The organism is Planobacterium oryzisoli, assembly GCF_015354315.1.
Classification (GTDB): Bacteria; Bacteroidota; Bacteroidia; order Flavobacteriales; family Weeksellaceae; genus Planobacterium_A; species Planobacterium_A oryzisoli.
The window spans coordinates 114,937-135,358 of the sequence record NZ_JADKYY010000006.1; the positions used below are offsets into that span (position 1 = coordinate 114,937).

The following is a 20,422-nucleotide window of genomic DNA, read 5'->3' on the forward strand; positions in this document are numbered from 1 at the left end:
ATTGTGTTCTGGTTGTTACGTTGTATACTATGTGCTTCAGTACATATTAAGTCCTGCTGCAAGCAGAATGCTTGTGGCAAAGGTGATAATTCCAATCTGCTTTAAGAATCCATCGAGCTCCTCACGGGATTTACTCTGGAGAATTCTTCTGCGCAGGGCCGCGGTTGGGAAAAGCATTACCATTACAATAAAGGCGTAGTACTGCCCTTTTTCATGCAGACCATTAAGCATCAGGAAGACCAATAGTAGAATGTGAGGCAACTGCAGTAGTACCATCTGGTAAATCATTGCATTTCTATACCCCAAACGCAGGGCTAGAGTCTTCTTACCCGTAATACGATCCGATTCCATATCCCGCATGTTATTTAGATTCAATACTGCCGCGCTGAAGAGCCCTATCGCCGAGGCAGGCAAAAGCATATCCCAATGAAATTCTCTGGTAAAGAGGTAATAACTGCCACACACAGAAAGAATCCCAAAGAACAGAAATACCATAATGTCCCCAAGCCCCATATATCCATAAGGTTTTCTACCGAGTGTATACCCTACAGCCGCCAATATACTCAGTATACCCAGTACCAGCAGCACCGTAAATCCTTTGTGAAATCCGTCCTGTAAGAATGCAACATAGAGTAAGGCCAGCGTCGCTATAAGAGAAAGCACTGCCACCAGAACGATAGCCATTCGCATGCTTTTCGAAGAAATCTTCCCCGAGGCTACGCTACGAGCCTCTGCAGAGGAGCTACGTAGCGAGTCGGTACCTTTCAAGGCATCTCCATAATCGTTAGCATAGTTAGAAAGCACCTGGTAAAGAAGAGTAACCAAAAGGGCCAGAACAAAGACCTCTATATTCCATTTGCCCTCTGCCTCACTCATCCGCCAACGTGCTATAAAGGAGCCTACAATAATTCCACTTAAGGACAAAGGAAGCGTCCTAAGGCGTGCCGCCTTAATCCATTCAGACATAGTTGTTATTTAAAATGATGTATGTAGTTTCGTAAGTTTTTCTTACGATATCCACTGGTTCTCACCAAAATCAGGTTTGCGTTTTTCAAGAAAAGCATTTCTACCCTCTTTAGCTTCTTCCGTCATATAGGCAAGACGGGTAGCCTCCCCTGCAAATACTTGCTGTCCAACCATACCGTCGTCGGTAAGGTTCATCGCAAATTTTAGCATCCGTATTGAAGTAGGTGATTTGGCCAGGATTTCCTGCGCCCATTGGTAGGCCGTCTGCTCCAGGTCCTGATGATCCACCACTTCATTGACCATTCCCATCTCAAAGGCTTCCTGGGCACTGTAATTTCGTCCTAAAAAGAATATTTCGCGCGCTTTTTTCTGTCCTACCATTTTTGCCAGATAGGCGGATCCGTATCCCCCGTCAAAGCTGGTAACGTCGGCATCCGTTTGCTTGAAGATTGCGTGTTCTTTACTGGCAAGGGTCAGATCGCACACCACATGGAGGGAGTGCCCTCCACCAACTGCCCAACCGTTTACCACTGCAATGACTGCCTTAGGCATAAATCGAATTAGGCGTTGTACCTCCAGTATGTTAAGCCTATGCCTGCCGTCGGTCCCTACATAGCCTTTCTCGCCCCGCGCTTTTTGATCACCACCACTGCAGAATGCATGGACCCCGTCCTTGGGACTAGGACCCTCTCCAGTTAATAGAACCACTCCAATGGAGGGATCTTCCGAAGCGTCATAAAAAGCATCATAAAGCTCTGAGGTAGTTTGTGGACGAAATGCATTACGTACCTCCGGACGGTTAAACGCAATTCGTGCTACACCTCCAGACTTTTTATAGGTAATATCTTGGTATTCTTTAACGGTTTTCCATTCGTTCATTGTGGTAATATTTTCGGTAAAAATAAGTAAAATAAACCCACAAAAAAAGCACGGAATAAGAGACAAATTGCTACAGATCTTGTTGGTCTTCCTCCAGTAGAGCCGATTGCTGCAAAATTTCCAAAGCACGTGCAAAATCCCTCTCTCCTACTTTCAGAAGGTAGTTTTCCGCCACAGGCATCACTGCCACATTATTGACATATTCATTATGTACGTAGGAAATAATTCCATGGGCTTCCAATAGGCCTTGTGCGATCTGTACTTGGTGCAGCATAAAAGTGCGGTATACGGTTTTCATACGGATAGAATCATTTACGTTCTTTGGCGGGAGACTTCTTTCTGTTTATAAAATAGTAAATGGGAAGCCCCAGCAAAATTAGAAGAAAGCCTGGCCAGGTGTAGCCCGGCTTATATACAATTAGCAGTACACAAAATAACGTACCAAGTACCAAATATAAGATAGGAGTAAATGGGTACATCCAAGCCCGGTAAGGGCGCTCTCTTTGTGGCTGGGAGATACGCATATAAAGAACACCTGCCACGGTGAGCATGTAAAATAGTACAATCACAAAAGAAATCATATCCAAGAGATCCCCATACTGCCCCGAAAGGGCCAGAGCACTTGCCCACCCCCCTTGCATCCAAAGAGATTTTTCAGGCACATCAAATCGGTTGTTCTCTAGCGCGCTCTTAAAGAAAAGACCGTCGTGGGCCATACTTTGGTATACCCTGGCCCCGGAAAGTACTAACCCGTTAATGCAGCCAAAGGTGGATACCATCACCAGAACGGCCATGATATACGTTCCCACCGTACCAAAGAGAACTTGTGATACAGCTACTGCAGGTCGGTTCTTATCTGCGAAGGCAAGGGCATCACGCCCTAATGCGTTTAAATACACTAGGTTAACCAGAAGGTACAGTAGCATTACCACCGTGGTACCTATCACCATGCTTCTAACTACCGTTTTCTCCGGCGATTTAATTTCTCCGCTCATAAAGGTAACATTCTCCCATGCAACAGAACTAAACACCGATCCTACCATCGCTGCAGCAATACCACCCATTAGGGCCATACCACTGATAGGAAGCCACGAGTCGGAAGTAAGGTCATTGCCGAGCTCTGTCCCCAGATTCTGGAATCCGTTCCATCCCAATCGCGCGTAGTCACTCCAGTGACTGTCTTTCACTAGAAGGAAACCAAACACAATAATTCCCAAAAGGGCTACAACTTTGGAGGCTGTAAATACGTTCTGTAATAACTTACCATTTTTTACCCCACGTGTATTGATGTACGTGAGAAAAAGCACAACGACAATAGCCAAAATCTGTACCCAGGTAATACGGAAGGAGCCCCTTACAAAAAGAGGCTCGGAATCATTAAGTACAGGAAATAGATACGCTGTGAATTTGCCGAAGGCCATGGCGACAGCAGCAATTGTTCCTGTTTGAATAACACTGAAAAGTCCCCATCCATAAAGAAACCCTGTTTTACGTCCAAAAATTTCCGAAAGATAAGTATACTGCCCTCCTGCCTTAGGAAACATAGAGGATAGTTCCCCATAGGAAATGGCACCTGCTACGGTAAGAACTCCAGTAATAATCCACACCGCAATAACCCAGTATCCGGACCCTAGATTCCGCATCATATCGGAACTAACAATAAAGATTCCGCTTCCTATCATCGATCCCATCACAAGCATGGTAGCGTCCCACAAATTCAGTTTTTTCTTCATAATGTAGAATAAGAAGTAAATATAAGAGAAATTAGAACTGCCAATACACAGAAAAATGTAAATTTGGATCTGAAATAGATTTACAATGAAAAAAATAGCATTTCTAGTCTTGCTTTTGACCTTTTCGATTTTCTCCGCACAGCAGACCGCTAAACCTTCTCCCCCTGAAGGAAAAGCTTTAGTAGGAGAACTCTACGGTGCGGGCGTGACTTCATCCAATGAGGTTCTTACGGTAGAAGCTCTGCAGACAACCTTGAAGTCCAAAGACAAAGTGGAGAATGTCACTGTTAGAGGTAAAGTAACTGAAGTGTGTCCGAAAAAAGGATGTTGGGTGAGCATTGAAACGGAAAATAACGAAAGATTTTGCGTAAAAATGAAGGACTATGCCTTCTTTGTACCCACTGCATTAGAGGGAAAAACAGTATTACTGGAAGGAGTAGCTGAAAACAAAATGCTTTCTGTAGAAGAAGCGCGCCATTATGCAGAAGATGCCAAACGCTCGGAAGCAGAGATTGATGCGATAACCTCTCCTCAGCGCGAAATTCGCTTTATGGCTGCAGGAATCAAAGTAGTAGAATAAGTGCCGCACCTAAGAAATGACAAGCTGGGATTCTTTGTTCCCAGCTTTTCTTTTTTATAGAATCTGAAAATTAACCGGGGCGTCAAGTTTGGGATACAGACTTTGGGACACAAACCGTTTGTCCGTGCAGTCTAGCTCTTCCCAGCCTTTTTTCTTCCCACAATCTCCTACTTCCACCACTATAGGAATAAATTCTATGTCCAGGGAGTCAGGTTTCTTTTCCTCTCGATACTGCACGGCAATATCCAAAACGCATGGAAAATCGGTATTGAGTTTCACATTCCTGTATATGATATCGTAATGACTCTCCCTGTTTTCGGGTAGTGCAAAATATTGTTCATAACCTAATGTATCACCCTGGTACTTCCCAATTGCCACCAGACAATAATATAAAGCTATAGTGTAGTATTTTCGAGTTTGCTGTCGTTGGTAATCCTTTTCATAGTGGCCACCTTCAAACAAAATGGTAGGCAGTCCTAAGCGCATAAAATTATCGCCCGTTGAGGTGGGATAATACTCGTCGCTATAACGGGCAATATTCTCAGGAATTAACTCTCGGAGATGATGCGCCGTATCAGAAATAATTTTCATCGCTCTTTTTCGTACGGGAGTAATGCTTCGTGAGCTATCTTGGGATGGCGCCAAGAAAGATAGCGTTGCAGGATGCATCCCGTCTGTGGAGAATATGGTTCGCTGCTCGTGCAGGTTCAATCCGAAATCATATGTCCCACCTAAGGCTAATTCTACCAAAAGAGGAAGTTCCTTACTGGAACGTTTTATAAAATCTCTATTCAAATCAATCTCCACGGCATTTCTGCGGGTCCAAAGCGCAGATCCGTCGGGATTAAGCATTACTATAAAATCCAAAGTGATTTCAGCAAACAAATTATCGTAAAGAGGCGAGTCCTTTAGACTGTAGAGCATATCAAGTAAAGCGTGTGTGGCATTACTCTCATTCCCGTGCATCTGGGACCACGCTAAGACCTTTTTGTTACCTCTTCCAACACGCAACATATATATCGGAACACCTAGAGTAGAAGTACCAATCTGCTTCACATAATCGCTGAGATTTTCGCAGAGGAATTTTTCAAGGGAACTGGGCGCTATATAACGGTATGGAAAATTAGGCTCTTGTTGGTAAATATTTTCAAATCGCATGGGATAAACACGTGTTACAAAAGCCAAAAATAAGCTTAATTGATCATGTACCGAAATTTACAAATGAAAACAGCCTTAAACAATAGTAAATGACAGAGTGTCTGTGGAAAATTTTGTGGATTGCCAATAATTTAACGTGATAAAAATAAATATCACTAAATGAGTTATTTATAACTTTCAATTAAAGCATTTTAATAATACTACTTTAAGTTGAATTAAAGAGTTAAAAAATGAATTACCAGTTACTAAATTAAACATTAGCTTCTTAATTTGCATACAATTGTAAAACATGTATACATTTGTAAAAAATATCAAAAATGCCCATTTTTGTTATATTTGCGCATAATTTATACTATGAGTAATGAACTTCTGTTTCTTGGAGGATTTTTAGTGTTCATCACTATAATTCTCGCCATTGACTTGAATATGGGTAAAAAGTCAGGTGGCATTGTAACTATGAAAAAAGCGGGAATAATGAGCTTTTTTGTGGTGGCACTATCCATGTGCTTCTATTTTGTCCTTATAACCTACGGCCACCTACTCCACGGCATTGACTCGATGGAAAAACTACAGGAGGTTATTACCAAGCACAAGCACCCTGTGCGCATTGTCCCGGATAACCTTGACTTATCCCTTCAGCTCTATAATCAGAATCTAGGACTGGAATACTTAACCGGGTATATTGTGGAATATGCACTTTCGGTAGATAATATCTTTGTAATGATACTTATTTTCGGTGCTTTTGGAGTGGCAGAGAAGAACTACCACCGTGTACTGTTCTGGGGAATTCTGGGCGCAATAGTCATGCGCTTCATTTTTATTTTTGTAGGTGCTGCCCTAATCGCCAAATTTGGGTGGATTATGTACGTTTTTGGGGCCTTTCTAGTGATTACAGGTATTAAGATGTTTCTCGATAAAGACAAGGAAGAGAAAATCGACACGCAAAACCATCCGGTAGTGCGCTTTGCCAACAAGTATTTTAAAGTGCACAACCACTTTGTAGGAGACAAATTCTGGGTGACTATCGACGGTGTTAAGAAAATGACCCCACTGTTTTTGGTTTTGTTAATCATAGAAGCTACGGATTTGATATTCGCGGTAGACAGTATCCCCGCGATCTTTTCAGTCACGCACGATCCCTATGTGGTGTTTTTTTCCAACATATTTGCTATCATTGGACTTAGAAGTATGTTCTTTTTGCTGGCGGGAATCATTGATAAATTTCGTTTTCTTAAGGTTGGACTCGCGCTGCTCCTGACCTTCATCGGAGTTAAAATGCTTTTACACGGACAGCTTAAAGAAATAGGTTTTGAAACCTCCCATTCCCTTCTTATCATAGTATCTATCTTAGGAGTAAGTATTCTGGCATCTCTGATATTTCCTGAAAAGAAAAAGGATAGGACGTTAAAATATGATCCTAAACACGATGATCAGTTTAGACACTAAAGTAAACAATTTAACTTTTAAATTATTGTAAGCCAGCGTATTTCGCTGGCTTTTACTTTTGTAAATAACAGTTGTTTAGTTTAGTTTACAGTTGTATTTTGTGAATTGGAAGGGGAATGTTACATTTGTAAATACAATTTACATGTTTATGAGTCTCAACACGCGCATTTCCCAGCTTATAGAATACACGCAACTTTCACTTTCCGAATTTGCCGATAAAGTTGACGTACAGCGTTCCTCCATTTCTCATATTACTTCGGGACGCAATAAACCCTCCTTAGATTTTTTAATCAAAGTAAAGGACACCTACCCCTTGCTTCGATGGGAATGGCTTATAGAAGGCGAAGGTCCCATGCTCGAGCAGGAAAGTTCTACTCCTACAAATCAAATTCCTACACCAACCTCCCCTGCCGACTTATTTGCTTTAATCAACGATGAGAACTTTGGCCGGACGGAAAGTGAGGATACTTTACAGGCAGTTACCTCCAGAATGAATTTTGAAACGCCACCAGAATCCACTGAGCTGCCACAGGATAGGGCTCAAGAAGCTACAGAGCATTCTCAGCGATTAGAGACCAATGCATCTGCAAACACATTAGTTTCCCCAAATTCTAAACCGCTGAAGAGAATCATCCTATTTTTTCAGGACGGCTCATTTGAAAGTTACGAGCAACAAAATATCCCCCACATAAGTGGAGGATAGTCTATAGTAATGTAGCAGCTAGACGCTCTATGATTCAAACTGCATTTCAGGAATGGTTCCTTCGATTAGAAGCGGCGCCTCAGTCAGCTCCACTATTTTTTCCACACTGACCCCTGGGGCGCGTTCCAGTAGCTTAAGCCCGTTCGGTGTAACTTCCATCACTGCCAGATTAGAGACTATCTTTCTCACGCACTGTACACCTGTTAAAGGTAGAGTACATTCACGTAGAACCTTGCTTTCCCCCTCCTTATTGGTATGCATCATGGCAACAATGATATTTTCGGCCGAGGCCACCAAATCCATCGCTCCCCCCATTCCCTTTACCATCTTTCCCGGAATTTTCCAGTTAGCTATATCTCCCTTCTCCGATACTTCCATAGCACCCAGTATGGTCAAATCCACTTTTTGACTACGGATCATTCCAAAGCTAAAAGCAGAATCAAAAAACGAAGCACCCGGTAGCGTAGTTATAGTCTGTTTACCTGCATTGATTATATCTGCATCTTCCTCACCTTCAAAGGGGAAAGGCCCCATACCAAGCACCCCATTCTCGCTTTGAAACTCTACATTTAGGTTTTCCGGAACGTAGTTGGCAACGAGCGTAGGTATACCAATACCTAGATTAACATAATACCCGTCTTTGACCTCCTTGGCAATGCGCTGGGCTATTTGTTCTTTATTTAACATCCGTATTTATTTTTTTCTCGTTGTGCGTTGTTCTATTCTTTTTTCGTACACCTCTCCTTGGAAAATGCGCTGTACCATAATTCCAGGAATGTGGATGGCATTGGGATCCAGTTCACCCACTGGCACCAAGTGTTCTACCTCTGCGATAGTGATCTTTGCAGCACCTGCCATAGGATGATTGAAATTTCTTGCAGATCCTCTAAAAATAAGATTTCCGGCATAATCACCTTTCCAGGCTTTTACAATTGCAAAATCTGCTTGGAAAGCATGTTCTAATATATGCATCTTACCATTGAACTCACGTTGTTCTTTACCCTGGGCAACTTCCGTTCCGTATCCAGCCGGAGTATAGAAGGCTGGAATCCCTGCCTGGGCTGCCCTGCATTTTTCTGCAAGAGTTCCTTGTGGGGTAAGTTCCACCTCGAGCTCACCGGAGAGCATTTGCCTCTCAAATTCTGCATTCTCACCCACATAAGAGGATATCATTTTCTTGATTTGCCTACCCTTAAGTAGTAACCCCAAGCCAAAATCATCTACACCTGCATTGTTGGAAATGCAAGTCAAATCAGTGACCTGGCTCTGGGACAGCGCTTTTATACAATTTTCAGGAATTCCACACAACCCAAAACCTCCCAGCATCAAGGTCATACCACTTTCAATTCCCGCAATTGCGGCCTGGGAATCCGCTACTCTTTTATCAATCATTTTAAGCTTAGTTTGAATTTACTGCATTAAAAGCAGGTTTCTAAAATACATACAAATTACCATTCCGTGCAAACTGGCTTTTCCTAGACTGTACTTTAACGCAAAGGCAGGGAACGAGCTGGCAGGGGCACATATTCATCCCCCTCACCTACTACTTTGGGAAATACCTCGTGGTTCTGATAGTACCAGTCTTCTCTTGCTTTAGCAATACGTGCCTTATCCGCACTTACAAAGTTCCAGTCGATATAGTGTTGTTCCTGTAAAGGTTCTCCACCAAATAAATACAACGTCGTGCCACTTTGCATTTGAAAACTGCAAAGCTTCGCATCCTTAGCTATAATTAGCTGCTTACCACCCATAAGCTGCCCTTCAAGCGTGACCTGTCCTTCGAGGATATACATAGCCACCTCACCATAAAGCTCTTCTCCAATATCAATAAAAGCATCTTGGGGGGTAAAAATTTCGAGAAAGTAAAATTTCGAATACGCTTTCACTGGGGAGATTTTATCCATAAGCGTACCGGCGATGAGCCTGTAGCGCACTGAATTTATATACCATAAGGGAATTTCCGTACTCTCCACATGTTGGAAAGTGGGACTCATTTGTTCTTTATCCAGAGGCAGGGCCACCCAGATCTGCAAGCCATGGAGAACTTTAGCCTTATCCCGTAAACGGTCTGGAGTCCGCTCGGAGTGCACTACCCCTTTTCCAGCACTCATCCAGTTCACCGCTCCAGGAGTGATTTCCATCTGATTACCAAGACTATCTCGGTGCATTAGAGCGCCTTCAAACAAAAAGGTGAGCGTGGAAAGACCAATATGTGGATGCGGTGCAATATCTAGATTTTCATCCGCCGAGAGATTTTTTGGTCCCATGTGGTCAATAAAAACAAACGGACCCACATTTTTCTTTTGCACAAATGGCAGCAATCTTCCAACCAGAAAATTGCCAATGTCGGCCGCTTTCTCCTCGATAATTAGACTGATATTGGACATAGTATTCTCTATAGTAGTACCATTCTAAGGTACACATTTTCTTTTACTGTACTAATTGATCTATAAAACCAGTACTCTATTTGTAAAACAAAATAATTATTGTATTTTTGCAAACCGTTAACCAACCTCTGACGAAGGACGTGCACGTTGCTTAGCGTAAAAATCTATTTTTAAAAATACAATGGATCTATTACAGTACGTACAAGACAAGTACATTTCAAAGAAAGAATTCCCAGAATTCAAGGCCGGTGACACCATCACTGTGTATTACGAAATTAAAGAAGGTAACAAGACTAGAACCCAGTTCTTCAAAGGAACTGTGATTCAACTTAGAGGTACCGGAGGCACTAAGACGTTTACAATCCGTAAAATGAGCGGAGATGTAGGTGTTGAAAGAGTATTCCCTATCAATATGCCGGCTTTACAGAAGATTGAAGTAGACAGAAGAGGAAAAGTAAGAAGAGCAAGAATCTATTACTTCAGAGATCTTAGAGGTAAGAAAGCTCGTATAAAGGACGCAGCTTACAAGAAAAACTAAGTCTTTGCTTCTACGCATTATAGTGAAACTGCCTCCGTTTGGAGGCAGTTTTTTTGTTTTTAGCGCAAGAAGAAGGACGGTTTAAGCCGTCCTTTTGTTAGTACTATATGCTATAGCATGTTCTCTGCATGTGTTTTCACCTTTTAGGGGCTAGAGATCTTAAATAGGTTCGGTCATTTTTAATAACCACTCTTTTTCCTCTCCTTGCAAACGATCCCCAAGCTTTTCTCTAACCCATTGGTGGTAGTTGTTAAGCCAATCAATTTCTTTAGGGGAAAGCAAGTCCTTCTCAATCACAGAGCTAAAAAACGGACAGATCGTTAAAGTCTCGAATTCCATAAAATCTCCGAACGCTGTACTTTCTGCTTTTCGTACTGCTATAAGATTCTCATGGCGAATACCGTATTGATTTTCTATGTAGAGCCCTGGTTCGTTGGACACTACCATGCCTTCCAACAGATCTTGGGGATTCATATCCTTTCGTATATTTTGCGGCCCTTCATGCACATTCATAAAGCTCCCCACCCCATGTCCCGTTCCATGGTTGTAGTCCTTACCTTCCGCCCATAGGGCTTCCCGTGCAAATGCATCTAAATGTACTCCCTTCGTTCCCTTAGGAAATTTAACCATAGAGAGTCTGATCATACCCTTTAAGACAAGTGTCGTATCGCGTTTATATTGTGTACTTACTTCTCCCAAAGGAAAAGTACGGGTAATATCTGTGGTGCCCTCAAGGTACTGACCTCCCGAGTCCACAAGGATACTTCCCTCCGCTCGAACCTCTTTACTACCTTCTTTTGGTGCAGAATAATGAGGTATGGCATCATTACCTTCATAGCCTACTATGCTTCCGAAACTTGGACCCACAAACCCTTCCTGTTCTGCGCGGAAACTCTCAAGCTGCTGCCCAATAGAAAATTCCGTCATGGGAACCTTTCCTACATTGGTCGTGATCCAGTAGAGAAACTTTACCATTGCCACACCATCCTTAACCATCACGGTGCGGAAACCTTCCAGCTCTGCAGGGTTTTTCATTGCTTTCATTAAGTTCCCAGGAACTGGAGATACGATAATAGAATTGCCACTTAGCGCTTCAAAAACGGCCTGGTTCGTCGAAGAAGATACCAAAACCTTCTCGCCCTCCAACTTTTCTAGCATAGGGTAAAAGGCGGAATACGACTCAATCTGCACACCGGCGGCCTCCATTTGCACTATAGCATCGGTAGACAATTGTTCTTTTTCTAAAAACACCCATGCATTGGAAAGACCTAGTACGACAAATCCCAAAAATACCGGATTGGCCTCAACATCGCTTCCTCTTAAATTTAAAGTCCAGGCTACATCGTCCAGGCTTGCAATAATATGCATGCTTGCTTCTTTACGTCGCATCTCCTTTCTAATGTCTTCCAACTTCTCCTGCACACTTTTCCCAGCACGTTCCACGGGATGGACGAAGATAGGCTTCGATTCATTTTGCTCCCGTGAGGTCCAGACATCTTTCAACAGATCGGAGGCAACCAACGTAATACCCGCTGGCGCAAGTCCACTGCGCATTTCTTCCCAGTTATGGTGTGACGTTGCAAGAGGATTGGCTCCCACCACAGCTCCTTCTTTAAGCCTGTTCTTTAAGTAGGAAATATAATCTTCAACTCCTTCCACGCCCATTTTCATCAACTCAAAATCCGAACCCGCAAGCTCTTTTGGAGCCTGTATAAAATACCTTCCGTCCGTCCACAGACCTGCGTTCTCTTGGGTAACCACAGCAAAACCAGCAGATCCGGTAAAACCTGTTAGCCATTGCCTTTCTTTCCACTGATTAGGAAGGTATTCACTCATATGAGGATCGGCCGAAAAGACTACAAATGCGTCTATACTCTCTTTTTCCATCTGCTCACGTAGCAGTTGTACTTTTTCTTTTGAGGTCATAAATCTATCTTTTAAACCCATAAAGTTACAATTTTAAGCGCTTTTGCGCACTTTGCGCATAATTATTTTTTGTAGATCAAGCCACGCGACACTAATAAAGGCAAGTGCGGTACACTGCAGAAGTTCCAGTACAGTTAGTTTGCCAAGTTCAAAGAAACTGCGGGCAGGTTCAAAATACAAGAGACTAAATAAAAGACCTAAGACCATTATTGAGATACCATACAGCAAGGGATTCTTGTAGGAAAAAGTCTCTACAATAGTATGGTAGGAGCTGCGATTAACAAAGCTTAGGAATACATTACTAAGCACCAAAGTGGAAAAGATCAGACTACGAAGTTTATCCTCCTCCATCTCTGCATTGATAGAATACTGGTAAAGCACTAGTAAGACACCCGCGATTACCGCTCCTTGTACGACACTTCTAAAAAGTTCCTTTCGAGAGAAAAAAGTCTCGCTAATGGGTCGGGGCGGCTCCTTCATTGCCCTTTTCTCCAGTGGTTCGTTTTCAAAAACTATAGAGCAAGTAGGCCCCATAACCAGCTCCAGAAAAATAACATGAAGGGGGGAAAATATATGGGGATACATCCAACCTAAAATTAGTGGGATGGAAACTACAACAACTATGGGGATATGGATTGAAATGATATATTGAATGGCCTTCTTTAGATTGGAATAGATTCGTCTTCCCGCTTTCACCCCTTCTGTAATTCCCTCAAGACTGTCGTTAGAGAGTACCATGGAGGCTGCCTGCTTGGCAATCTCCGTACCTTTATGACCCATAGCCACACCAATGTGCGCACTTCTAAGTGCTGGTGCATCGTTTACGCCATCCCCTATCATTGCTACAATTTCGCCCTGTTCTTTCAAGCTTTGAATAATCCGTAATTTAGCTTCGGGAAACATACGTGTAAAGAGCGTATGCTGCTTCGCCGCACGGGCAAGTTCCTGGGGATTAAGTTCCATTAATTCCGTTCCAGTTATGCACGAGTTTACCTCAGATATGCCCGCTTTTTGAGCAATTGCTTTGGTAGTAAGCTCATTATCCCCAGTAATTACTTTAACTACAATTCCTGCCTGCTTCAGCTCCTTAAATACATCGCTAATAAAAGCTTTTGGAGGATCTTCAAATGCAAGGAAACCAAGGAATTCGAAAGTAATATCCTGTTGTGTTACAGGAAGCGCGCCCTCCAGCACCCTGGTGGTGCCCACTCCCAGAACACGCAAACCTTGACTCGCCAGCTCCTCATACACCTGTTGGTACCTACTGCGCTCGCCTAATGCAAGATAGCTATGTTCTAAAAGTGCTTCGGGTGCTCCTTTGACTGCAGCTATAAGTTCTCCCGATGGAGTTTTCCAAACGTGCGTCATCATTGGAGGTTTTCCTTCCAAGGGATATTCATGAAAAAGGGCCCATGCACTTCTTTTCTCATAGAGGCCTTGTTGCTTTGAAATCGAATGAATATCCATCTCCATGGTATCGAAAGCCACAGGCTCACTGGCAAGCAGGGAATTCCAAATTATCTCATTTAATTCGGGGTCATCAAAGTCGCTTCGCTTGAAATGACGGCTACTTTTTGCCCGGAAAATTTTCTTTAACTCCATGCGATTCTGAGTGATGGTTCCGGTTTTATCCGTACACAAAATAGTGGTGCTCCCAAGCGTTTCCACAAGCGAGGCACGTTTAATTACTATACCCTGCCTTAGCAACTTCCATGCACCCAGAGCCATAAAAGTCGTAAATGCTACAGGAATCTCTTCAGGTAGTATTGACATAGCAAGTGTAAGACCAGCCAGCAGACTCTCCACTAAATCGTTGGTATTATAGTAACTCACTCCCCAGACCACAGCAAACACCGCAACACCTATCACCGCCATGGAGCGGACAAATTTTGAGATTTGAATTTGTAGAGGTGACTTTTCTTTCTCAATCGAGGTGATACTGGCTCCGATTTGTCCTAATTTGGTACCATCTCCCACGGAAGTAACCTCATACACTGCATAACCACTGAGCACTACAGTGCCACTCAGTACTCTATTATCTTCTGAGAAGGCATCCTTGCTAACCGAGAAGGACTCTCCTGTCAGCAAAGACTCATCTACGGTAAAATCGGTAGAGAAACGGAGCGTGCCATCGGCCGCAATACTTTCGCCTTCTCGTACAGTGCAAAAGTCACCTACCACTACCTCCTTTGCCGCAATTCCAAGCAGCTTTCCTTCTCTAATCACCTGTACCCTGGGTGCGGTTAACTGCTGTAATGCCTTGAGTGCAGACTTACTGCGATTGTCTTGATAGATCGAAATGGAAAGCACTATGAGTAATGCAAAACCCATAAAAAGGGCTTCGTTGTAATTACCCGTGCTGATATATATTACAACCACAGCTATCAGAAGCAGAATCATGGGCTCCTGTAAAATATCGAAGAGTTGATGAAAAAACCCTCCAGATTTTTCCAATTTGAGGACATTCTCGCCATTGGAGGTGCGGGAACGCTGCACCTGCTCTGGAGTCAAACCTTCAAATTCTTTTGGAAAATTTTCTTCCATGGCTCCTATTTTAATCTATTTAAAGGTAAAGAATAATTTCCCTTTAATCCCTAACAGCGGTTCCAATGGGAGTAAATGAGATAAAAATCAGTATCTTCATCGGCAAAAATTTTTAATCATGAGAAATTACAGAAAAATCATGCTGGTGACAGCATCACTATTTGTAGGTTTCACACAGGCCCAGACTCAGAAGCAGACCGTGGATGCCATTATGAAAGAGACCTATGAAAACTCTCAACTTGAAAAACTTGCCTTTCAGTTAGTGGACGGAATCGGACCGCGACTTGTAGGAAGTCCAAAAATGCAGCAAGCCCATGACTGGGCTGTAAACACGTTTAAATCGTGGGGCATTGATGCACGCAATGAAAAGTGGGGTGAATGGAAAAGTTGGGAGCGAGGTACTTCCAGTATTGAAATGGTTTATCCCTATGTAAAGTCTCTGGAAGGAATGCAGCTGGCATTCAGCCCCTCTACAGGTGCTAAGGGAGTAACCGGCGAAGTAATTATGATGCCAGTTTTTAAGACCAAAGAAGAATTCGAAAAATTCTTACCAAAAACGAAAGGAAAGTTGGTTATGGTGTCGCAGTACCAGCCTAGCGGCAGACCCGACTATAACTGGAAAGAATTTGCTACTGAGGAATCCTACGAGCGTTATAAAAAAGAAAGTGAAAAGCGGAATGCGGAGTGGAATAAATCACTTGAAACCATCGGGTATAGCTGGCGTACTATTGGAAAACCTTTTGAGAATGCGGGAGCTAAAGGTTTGATCTGGAGTAACTGGAGCAGAGGATTTGGTGTCAATAAAATTTTCTTTGCAGGAACAAGCAAAATACCTGTAGTGGATGTTTCCCTAGAAGACTACGGACAGCTCTACAGGATGCTTGAAAACGGCATTACTCCACGCTTAAAGCTGACCACCAATTCAAAGGATCACGGAATGGCTCCTACATTCAATACTGTAGCAGAAATTCGTGGAACGGAAAAACCGGACGAATATATAATCTTGTCGGCCCATATAGACAGCTGGGACGGAGGCACAGGGGCCACAGACAATGCTACTGGAACCATTACCATGATGGAAGTGGCACGTATACTGAAGAAGCTCTACCCTAACCCAAAGCGCACCATTCTTGTAGGGCTATGGGGAAGTGAAGAACAGGGGCTTAATGGAAGCCGTGCATTTGTTTCAGCACATCCAGAAAAAATGAAAGGTATACAGGCCGTCTTCAATCAGGACAATGGAACAGGACGCATCCAGAATGTTTCTGGACAAGGATTCCTGCATGCATACGATTATCTTGGAAGATGGTTTGCCGCCGCTCCTTCACAACTTACACGCGAGATTAAGTTTACGTTCCCTGGTTACCCAGGAGGAGGAGGAAGTGATCATGCTTCCTTTGTTGCCGCAGGAGCGCCAGCATTCATGCTAGGATCACTTAACTGGGCTTACGGCAATTACACCTGGCACACACAAAGAGACACTTACGATAAAATCGTTTTTGATGAAGTAAAGAATAATGTCGCACTAATCGCGATCCTTACGTATATGGCCAGTGAAGATCCCCAGAAATCATCTTCCGAACGAATCAACTTACCTATGAATCCAAGGACTGGTGAACAAATGCAATGGCCTACCGTCCAGGAACCTACCCGTAAAGGAGGATTGGATTAGACCACAGCAAACTTACAAGTAAATTCCACCGGTTGCAGTACACTACTGCAACCGGTATTTTTTTTTCGTTTCGCAAGATCCTCGGTTCACAGGGTTTTTCCATCGATGAGAATAGAATTTACATAGTTTTCATCTGTGTATATCTTGGCTGTAAATTTGTTGAAAAACTGTTACTATGAAAAAACAAAACTATACCAACCACCGCCGCTATTATCCGCCCCACCACTTTATTCTGCTTCCACTGCTATTTCTCTCCCTTATATACGGAATATACCGCAGTTTTGTAGAGCCAGAAAGTACTCCGTGGATTCTCTTTTCGGTTATCGTTTTCTTTCAACTCTACACTGTAATCATGCTTCGACAGCATTACGCTCTAGGTAATCAAAACCGAATTCTCCGCGCAGAATTTTCTCTGCGTTACTTCGAACTGTATGGAGAGCGCTCCGAACCCGTGCTGGAGAAACTTTCTTTCAATCAAGTGGCAGCATTGCGTTTTGCGCCGGACAATGAATTTAAAGAACTGTTGCATCATACACTACAAGATAATCTCTCGGGGGACCAAATCAAACGGAAGATTACCAACTGGAGAGCAGACCACCACCGCGTATAACCAACCCACAAATAAAATACTTATGAGACAATTTATTATTTTATTTATTGCAGTTTTCTCCCTGTTCATGCTTCAATCGTGCGAGGCCATAGGAACTATATTTGAAGCAGGAATGTATTGGGGAATTTTCTTAGTGGTAGCACTGGTCGCACTAGTGCTGTACTTTTTCACTAAAGGACGGAAATGACCGCCGCACAGAAACATTTAGTACACAAAATCAAACCAAGCAGACTAGTTAGGATTATGAACGATCCTGAAAAGTCTGCTTCTGCGGTATCACTGATATATACTAGCGATCAGCAAACCCCTGGCATCCGCAGAAAGCCTTATGGAAAGAAATTCCATTACTACGAAGAGGGTGTGCGTATAAAAGATTCGCAAAAGATAAAACGATTTGAGTCCCTTGCGATTCCTCCTGCCTGGGAAGACGTTTGGATCTGTGCATTGGAGAATGGACATTTACAAGCTACCGGTGTGGACGGTAAAAAACGCAAACAATACCGATATCATCCACTCTGGACTGCACTACGGAATCATACAAAATTTTACAGAATGATCTCTTTTGGTCATGCCCTTCCTAAATTAAGACTAGCGATGGAAAAGGATCTTTCACGACCCAAACATGATCAAAGGAAAGTACTTGCCCTGGTAGTAAGTCTTATGGAACGCACTGGTATTCGCATCGGGAATCAGGCGTACGAAAAACTCTACGGTTCTTTTGGGCTCACTACTTTAAAAGATAAACATGTGCAAATCGAAGGAGGAGAAATCCGCTTCAGTTTTAAAGGGAAGAAGGGAATATACCATGACATTGGAATTAGGCACCGCAAACTGGCCAATGCTGTCAAAAAATGCCGTGATATCCCAGGCAAAGAACTGTTCCAATACTATGATGCGGAGGGAAAGCGTCAATCCATAGACAGTGGCTTGGTAAACAGTTACATTAAAGAACACACTGGGGATGATTTTACCGCAAAGGATTTCCGCACGTGGTCGGGCACCGTCAGTGCCCTGATCGCAATTAAAGAAATCGAGCAGACGCAAAGTAACGAGACATACAAGAAAAAGGTCAACTTAGCTTTGGAGAAAGTTTCCCAGCACTTAGGCAATACCCCTACCGTTTGCCGCAAGTACTACGTGCACCCGTTAGTTATCAATCTTTATGAAAATGATTCCATTAAGAAGTATACCGATCGGCTTGATGCAATTGAAATAGACGATGGAAAATCAGGCCTTACCGTAGAGGAAAAGCTGGTCCTTGAAATATTGGAAAACGAATCGCCTGCTCTTTAATCCCAAGATTACTAATTGGTCTCTAAAACGGGTTCCACCGGCTGCGCTTCACCCGTTGGTAGCGTCTGAAAAAGCTCAGGGAATACGGCTTGCAGTACAAAATAAAATACAATCAGTAGTACAAGAATGGTTATCGCTATTACTACTCCACGCGGTGGGGTGTTTTTTTCTGAAGCCATATTTTTATTTGTTTATTTGGTTGGTAGGAACATAACAAAATACGTTCCAATTTTCTGTGGGATTTAAAGTAAAAAAACTCCTTCATACCTCAGAGCTCTACCGAATTGCTTAACTTTGCTTTACTATAATTATTATCTTAAAAAAATACTTATGTCCAAAGCTATTTCTCAAGTTCCAATGGCGGTCAATGAGCCTGTCAACTCGTACGCACCTGGATCGCACGAAGTGAAATCTTTAATTTCCACCTATAAGACCATGTGGAAAGAATCTATTGAAATACCAATGATTATCGGAGGCAAAGCTATTAAAACAGCCGAAGAAGTGAAGCTCTATTCACCACAAGATCATCAGCATTCAGTAGGTTTTTATCATAAAGGGGACATGTCCCATGTAGAGCAAGCTATAGAATCGGCTCTAAAAGCCAAAGAACAGTGGAATAAGCTAGGATGGGAACATCGTGCTGCTATTTTTCTTAAAGCAGCGGACCTTGTTGCCGGTCCTTATAGGGACCGTCTCAATGCAGCCACAATGATTGGGCAAAGTAAAAATGTACATCAAGCAGAAATTGATGCTGCATGCGAGTTTATAGATTTTTTACGATTCAACGTGGAGTTTATGACAGAGATGTACTCCGAACAACCAATATCAGACAATGGCATATGGAACCGTAGCGAATACAGACCGCTGGAAGGATTCTGTTTCGCCGTTACTCCATTCAATTTCACTGCTATCTCTGGTAATCTACCGTCCTGTATGGCTATGCTAGGTAATGTGGTAGTATGGAAACCTTCCGACAAACAAATTTATTCTGCGCACGTGATTATGGAAATATTCCGGGAAGCAGGACTACCCGACGGAGTAATAAATATGATATTTACTGACGGTAAGGAAACTGCTGAAAAAGTACTGGCTCATCCTGATTTTGCGGGACTTCATTTCACTGGTTCGACTGCTGTTTTCCAAGGAATGTGGAAAATGATCGGAAATAATATCCATACGTATAAAACGTATCCAAGAATCGTGGGAGAAACGGGTGGAAAAGACTTCATCATGGTTCATCCTTCTGCCAATGCGCAGGCAGTAGCCACCGCCATGGTACGTGGAGCATTTGAGTACCAGGGCCAAAAGTGTTCTGCTGCCTCTCGTGCCTATATTCCTCAATCTCTTTGGAATGAAGTAAAGGACATAGTGGGTCAGCAATTAAAAAGCATTAAAATTGGTTCTCCGGAAGACCCTTCAAATTTTGTAAATGCTGTTATTGATAAGAACTCTTTTGAAAAATGCAAAGGATATATTGAGCGTGCAGAAAAATCCGATGTAGCAGAAGTGGTATTCGGTGGTACGTGTGACGACTCGAAAGGTTGGTTTGTACATCCTACGGTGATTCTTACAAGCAATCCACAATACGAAAGTATGGTGGAAGAAATTTTCGGTCCAATTCTCACTGTTTTTGTGTATGAAGACAGTGAATGGACCAATACGCTGAAAATTGTAGACCAGACATCTCCTTATTCCCTTACTGGATCTATATTTGCTCAGGACCGCTACGCTGTATCAGAAGCATACAATGCACTGGAAAATGCGGCCGGCAATTTCTATATCAACGACAAGCCAACGGGAGCAGTAGTTGGCCAACAGCCATTCGGGGGCGCCAGAGCTTCAGGAACCAACGACAAAGCAGGAAGTAAAATGAATCTAATGCGCTGGGTATCGGTACGAAGCGTAAAGGAAACTTTTGTTTCTCCTAAAGACTACCGTTATCCATTCCTAGGATAATAAGGTACTTAAAAACACAGGGGGCGCTACG

The 20,422-nt window shown here is 42.9% G+C and carries 20 protein-coding genes; 9 read left to right on the forward strand and 11 right to left on the reverse strand.

Annotated elements, in window-relative coordinates; all coding sequences use genetic code 11:
• Positions 1 to 36 precede the first annotated feature (36 nt).
• The 4 genes from menA to IC612_RS06265 form a co-directional block, all read right to left on the reverse strand.
• Entirely contained in the window at positions 37 to 966 is a 930-nt protein-coding gene (gene menA, locus IC612_RS06250) for a 1,4-dihydroxy-2-naphthoate octaprenyltransferase (protein WP_194739326.1), read from the reverse strand.
• Between the two features lie 42 nt (positions 967 to 1,008).
• The gene (locus IC612_RS06255) at positions 1,009 to 1,854 is read right to left on the reverse strand and encodes a 1,4-dihydroxy-2-naphthoyl-CoA synthase (protein ID WP_317173996.1); all 846 of its coding nucleotides are present in this window, start codon (positions 1,852 to 1,854) and stop codon (positions 1,009 to 1,011) included.
• Between the two features lie 61 nt (positions 1,855 to 1,915).
• On the reverse strand, positions 1,916 to 2,143 hold the full coding sequence (locus IC612_RS06260) for a putative signal transducing protein (protein WP_194739328.1): 228 nt from the start codon (positions 2,141 to 2,143) through the stop codon (positions 1,916 to 1,918).
• A 10-nt stretch (positions 2,144 to 2,153) separates the two neighbouring features.
• The gene (locus tag IC612_RS06265) at positions 2,154 to 3,578 is read right to left on the reverse strand and encodes an APC family permease (RefSeq protein WP_194739329.1); all 1,425 of its coding nucleotides are present in this window, start codon (positions 3,576 to 3,578) and stop codon (positions 2,154 to 2,156) included.
• 85 nt (positions 3,579 to 3,663) lie between these two features.
• On the opposite strand from IC612_RS06265, the gene IC612_RS06270 reads away from it, so the two are divergent.
• Positions 3,664 to 4,158 carry a DUF4920 domain-containing protein gene (locus IC612_RS06270; RefSeq protein ID WP_194739330.1) on the forward strand — a complete coding sequence of 165 codons (495 nt, stop codon included), beginning with the start codon at positions 3,664 to 3,666 and terminating at the stop codon, positions 4,156 to 4,158.
• Between the two features lie 54 nt (positions 4,159 to 4,212).
• Here the strand turns inward: IC612_RS06270 and IC612_RS06275 are convergent, their stop codons facing one another.
• Positions 4,213 to 5,316 (reverse strand): M14 family zinc carboxypeptidase, encoded by a 1,104-nt coding sequence (locus tag IC612_RS06275; protein WP_194739331.1) that lies wholly within the window; start codon positions 5,314 to 5,316, stop codon positions 4,213 to 4,215.
• A 354-nt stretch (positions 5,317 to 5,670) separates the two neighbouring features.
• Here IC612_RS06275 and IC612_RS06280 point away from each other — a divergent pair, with 354 nt between their 5' ends.
• Both IC612_RS06280 and IC612_RS06285 read left to right on the forward strand, forming a co-directional pair.
• On the forward strand, positions 5,671 to 6,762 hold the full coding sequence (locus IC612_RS06280) for a TerC/Alx family metal homeostasis membrane protein (RefSeq protein WP_194739332.1): 1,092 nt from the start codon (positions 5,671 to 5,673) through the stop codon (positions 6,760 to 6,762).
• Between the two features lie 148 nt (positions 6,763 to 6,910).
• A complete protein-coding gene (locus IC612_RS06285) occupies positions 6,911 to 7,465 on the forward strand; it encodes a helix-turn-helix domain-containing protein (protein WP_194739333.1) in 555 nt (184 codons plus the stop codon).
• Between the two features lie 27 nt (positions 7,466 to 7,492).
• Here the strand turns inward: IC612_RS06285 and IC612_RS06290 are convergent, their stop codons facing one another.
• The 3 genes from IC612_RS06290 to IC612_RS06300 form a co-directional block, all read right to left on the reverse strand.
• Entirely contained in the window at positions 7,493 to 8,152 is a 660-nt protein-coding gene (locus IC612_RS06290) for a CoA transferase subunit B (RefSeq protein WP_194739334.1), read from the reverse strand.
• A gap of 6 nt (positions 8,153 to 8,158) precedes the next feature.
• Positions 8,159 to 8,857 (reverse strand): CoA transferase subunit A, encoded by a 699-nt coding sequence (locus IC612_RS06295; protein WP_194739335.1) that lies wholly within the window; start codon positions 8,855 to 8,857, stop codon positions 8,159 to 8,161.
• Between the two features lie 95 nt (positions 8,858 to 8,952).
• Positions 8,953 to 9,852 (reverse strand): pirin family protein, encoded by a 900-nt coding sequence (locus tag IC612_RS06300; RefSeq protein WP_194739336.1) that lies wholly within the window; start codon positions 9,850 to 9,852, stop codon positions 8,953 to 8,955.
• Positions 9,853 to 10,033: 181 nt separating this feature from the next.
• Here IC612_RS06300 and rplS point away from each other — a divergent pair, with 181 nt between their 5' ends.
• Positions 10,034 to 10,390, forward strand: coding sequence for a 50S ribosomal protein L19 (gene rplS, locus IC612_RS06305; RefSeq protein WP_194739337.1), 357 nt, complete (start codon positions 10,034 to 10,036; stop codon positions 10,388 to 10,390).
• Between the two features lie 159 nt (positions 10,391 to 10,549).
• On the opposite strand, the gene IC612_RS06310 is transcribed toward rplS, so the two are convergent.
• Both IC612_RS06310 and IC612_RS06315 read right to left on the reverse strand, forming a co-directional pair.
• Positions 10,550 to 12,316 (reverse strand): aminopeptidase P family protein, encoded by a 1,767-nt coding sequence (locus IC612_RS06310; RefSeq protein ID WP_194739338.1) that lies wholly within the window; start codon positions 12,314 to 12,316, stop codon positions 10,550 to 10,552.
• A 33-nt stretch (positions 12,317 to 12,349) separates the two neighbouring features.
• Positions 12,350 to 14,860, reverse strand: coding sequence for a cation-translocating P-type ATPase (locus IC612_RS06315; RefSeq protein WP_194739339.1), 2,511 nt, complete (start codon positions 14,858 to 14,860; stop codon positions 12,350 to 12,352).
• A 118-nt stretch (positions 14,861 to 14,978) separates the two neighbouring features.
• On the opposite strand from IC612_RS06315, the gene IC612_RS06320 reads away from it, so the two are divergent.
• The 4 genes from IC612_RS06320 to IC612_RS06335 all read left to right on the forward strand — a co-directional run bounded on the left by IC612_RS06320 (position 14,979) and on the right by IC612_RS06335 (position 18,435).
• Entirely contained in the window at positions 14,979 to 16,532 is a 1,554-nt protein-coding gene (locus tag IC612_RS06320; RefSeq protein ID WP_194739340.1) for a M20/M25/M40 family metallo-hydrolase, read from the forward strand.
• Between the two features lie 175 nt (positions 16,533 to 16,707).
• On the forward strand, positions 16,708 to 17,142 hold the full coding sequence (locus IC612_RS06325; protein WP_194739341.1) for a DUF6526 family protein: 435 nt from the start codon (positions 16,708 to 16,710) through the stop codon (positions 17,140 to 17,142).
• Between the two features lie 22 nt (positions 17,143 to 17,164).
• A complete protein-coding gene (locus IC612_RS06330) occupies positions 17,165 to 17,329 on the forward strand; it encodes a phosphatidate cytidylyltransferase (RefSeq protein ID WP_194739342.1) in 165 nt (54 codons plus the stop codon).
• A 56-nt stretch (positions 17,330 to 17,385) separates the two neighbouring features.
• Entirely contained in the window at positions 17,386 to 18,435 is a 1,050-nt protein-coding gene (locus IC612_RS06335; protein WP_228512895.1) for a DNA topoisomerase IB, read from the forward strand.
• Between the two features lie 11 nt (positions 18,436 to 18,446).
• Here the strand turns inward: IC612_RS06335 and IC612_RS06340 are convergent, their stop codons facing one another.
• Entirely contained in the window at positions 18,447 to 18,614 is a 168-nt protein-coding gene (locus IC612_RS06340) for a hypothetical protein (protein ID WP_194739344.1), read from the reverse strand.
• A gap of 151 nt (positions 18,615 to 18,765) precedes the next feature.
• Between IC612_RS06340 and pruA the strand changes: the two genes are divergently transcribed.
• Positions 18,766 to 20,391 (forward strand): L-glutamate gamma-semialdehyde dehydrogenase, encoded by a 1,626-nt coding sequence (pruA, locus tag IC612_RS06345; RefSeq protein ID WP_194739345.1) that lies wholly within the window; start codon positions 18,766 to 18,768, stop codon positions 20,389 to 20,391.
• The last annotated feature ends 31 nt before the right edge of the window (positions 20,392 to 20,422 follow it).

Excerpts from the sequence above, each read along its gene's own strand:
- IC612_RS06260 (WP_194739328.1), bottom strand. The coding sequence starts at position 2,143 with ATGAAAACCGTATACCGCACTTTTATGCTGCACCAAGTACAGATCGCA.
- IC612_RS06335 (WP_228512895.1), top strand. The coding sequence starts at position 17,386 with ATGAACGATCCTGAAAAGTCTGCTTCTGCGGTATCACTGATATATACT.
- IC612_RS06285 (WP_194739333.1), top strand. The coding sequence starts at position 6,911 with ATGAGTCTCAACACGCGCATTTCCCAGCTTATAGAATACACGCAACTT.
- pruA (WP_194739345.1), top strand. The coding sequence starts at position 18,766 with ATGTCCAAAGCTATTTCTCAAGTTCCAATGGCGGTCAATGAGCCTGTC.
- IC612_RS06295 (WP_194739335.1), bottom strand. The coding sequence starts at position 8,857 with ATGATTGATAAAAGAGTAGCGGATTCCCAGGCCGCAATTGCGGGAATT.
- IC612_RS06270 (WP_194739330.1), top strand. The coding sequence starts at position 3,664 with ATGAAAAAAATAGCATTTCTAGTCTTGCTTTTGACCTTTTCGATTTTC.
- IC612_RS06320 (WP_194739340.1), top strand. The coding sequence starts at position 14,979 with ATGAGAAATTACAGAAAAATCATGCTGGTGACAGCATCACTATTTGTA.
- rplS (WP_194739337.1), top strand. The coding sequence starts at position 10,034 with ATGGATCTATTACAGTACGTACAAGACAAGTACATTTCAAAGAAAGAA.
- IC612_RS06315 (WP_194739339.1), bottom strand. The coding sequence starts at position 14,860 with ATGGAAGAAAATTTTCCAAAAGAATTTGAAGGTTTGACTCCAGAGCAG.
- IC612_RS06330 (WP_194739342.1), top strand. The coding sequence starts at position 17,165 with ATGAGACAATTTATTATTTTATTTATTGCAGTTTTCTCCCTGTTCATG.
- IC612_RS06300 (WP_194739336.1), bottom strand. The coding sequence starts at position 9,852 with ATGTCCAATATCAGTCTAATTATCGAGGAGAAAGCGGCCGACATTGGC.
- IC612_RS06340 (WP_194739344.1), bottom strand. The coding sequence starts at position 18,614 with ATGGCTTCAGAAAAAAACACCCCACCGCGTGGAGTAGTAATAGCGATA.
- IC612_RS06325 (WP_194739341.1), top strand. The coding sequence starts at position 16,708 with ATGAAAAAACAAAACTATACCAACCACCGCCGCTATTATCCGCCCCAC.
- IC612_RS06280 (WP_194739332.1), top strand. The coding sequence starts at position 5,671 with ATGAGTAATGAACTTCTGTTTCTTGGAGGATTTTTAGTGTTCATCACT.
- IC612_RS06290 (WP_194739334.1), bottom strand. The coding sequence starts at position 8,152 with ATGTTAAATAAAGAACAAATAGCCCAGCGCATTGCCAAGGAGGTCAAA.
- IC612_RS06310 (WP_194739338.1), bottom strand. The coding sequence starts at position 12,316 with ATGACCTCAAAAGAAAAAGTACAACTGCTACGTGAGCAGATGGAAAAA.
- IC612_RS06265 (WP_194739329.1), bottom strand. The coding sequence starts at position 3,578 with ATGAAGAAAAAACTGAATTTGTGGGACGCTACCATGCTTGTGATGGGA.
- menA (WP_194739326.1), bottom strand. The coding sequence starts at position 966 with ATGTCTGAATGGATTAAGGCGGCACGCCTTAGGACGCTTCCTTTGTCC.
- IC612_RS06275 (WP_194739331.1), bottom strand. The coding sequence starts at position 5,316 with ATGCGATTTGAAAATATTTACCAACAAGAGCCTAATTTTCCATACCGT.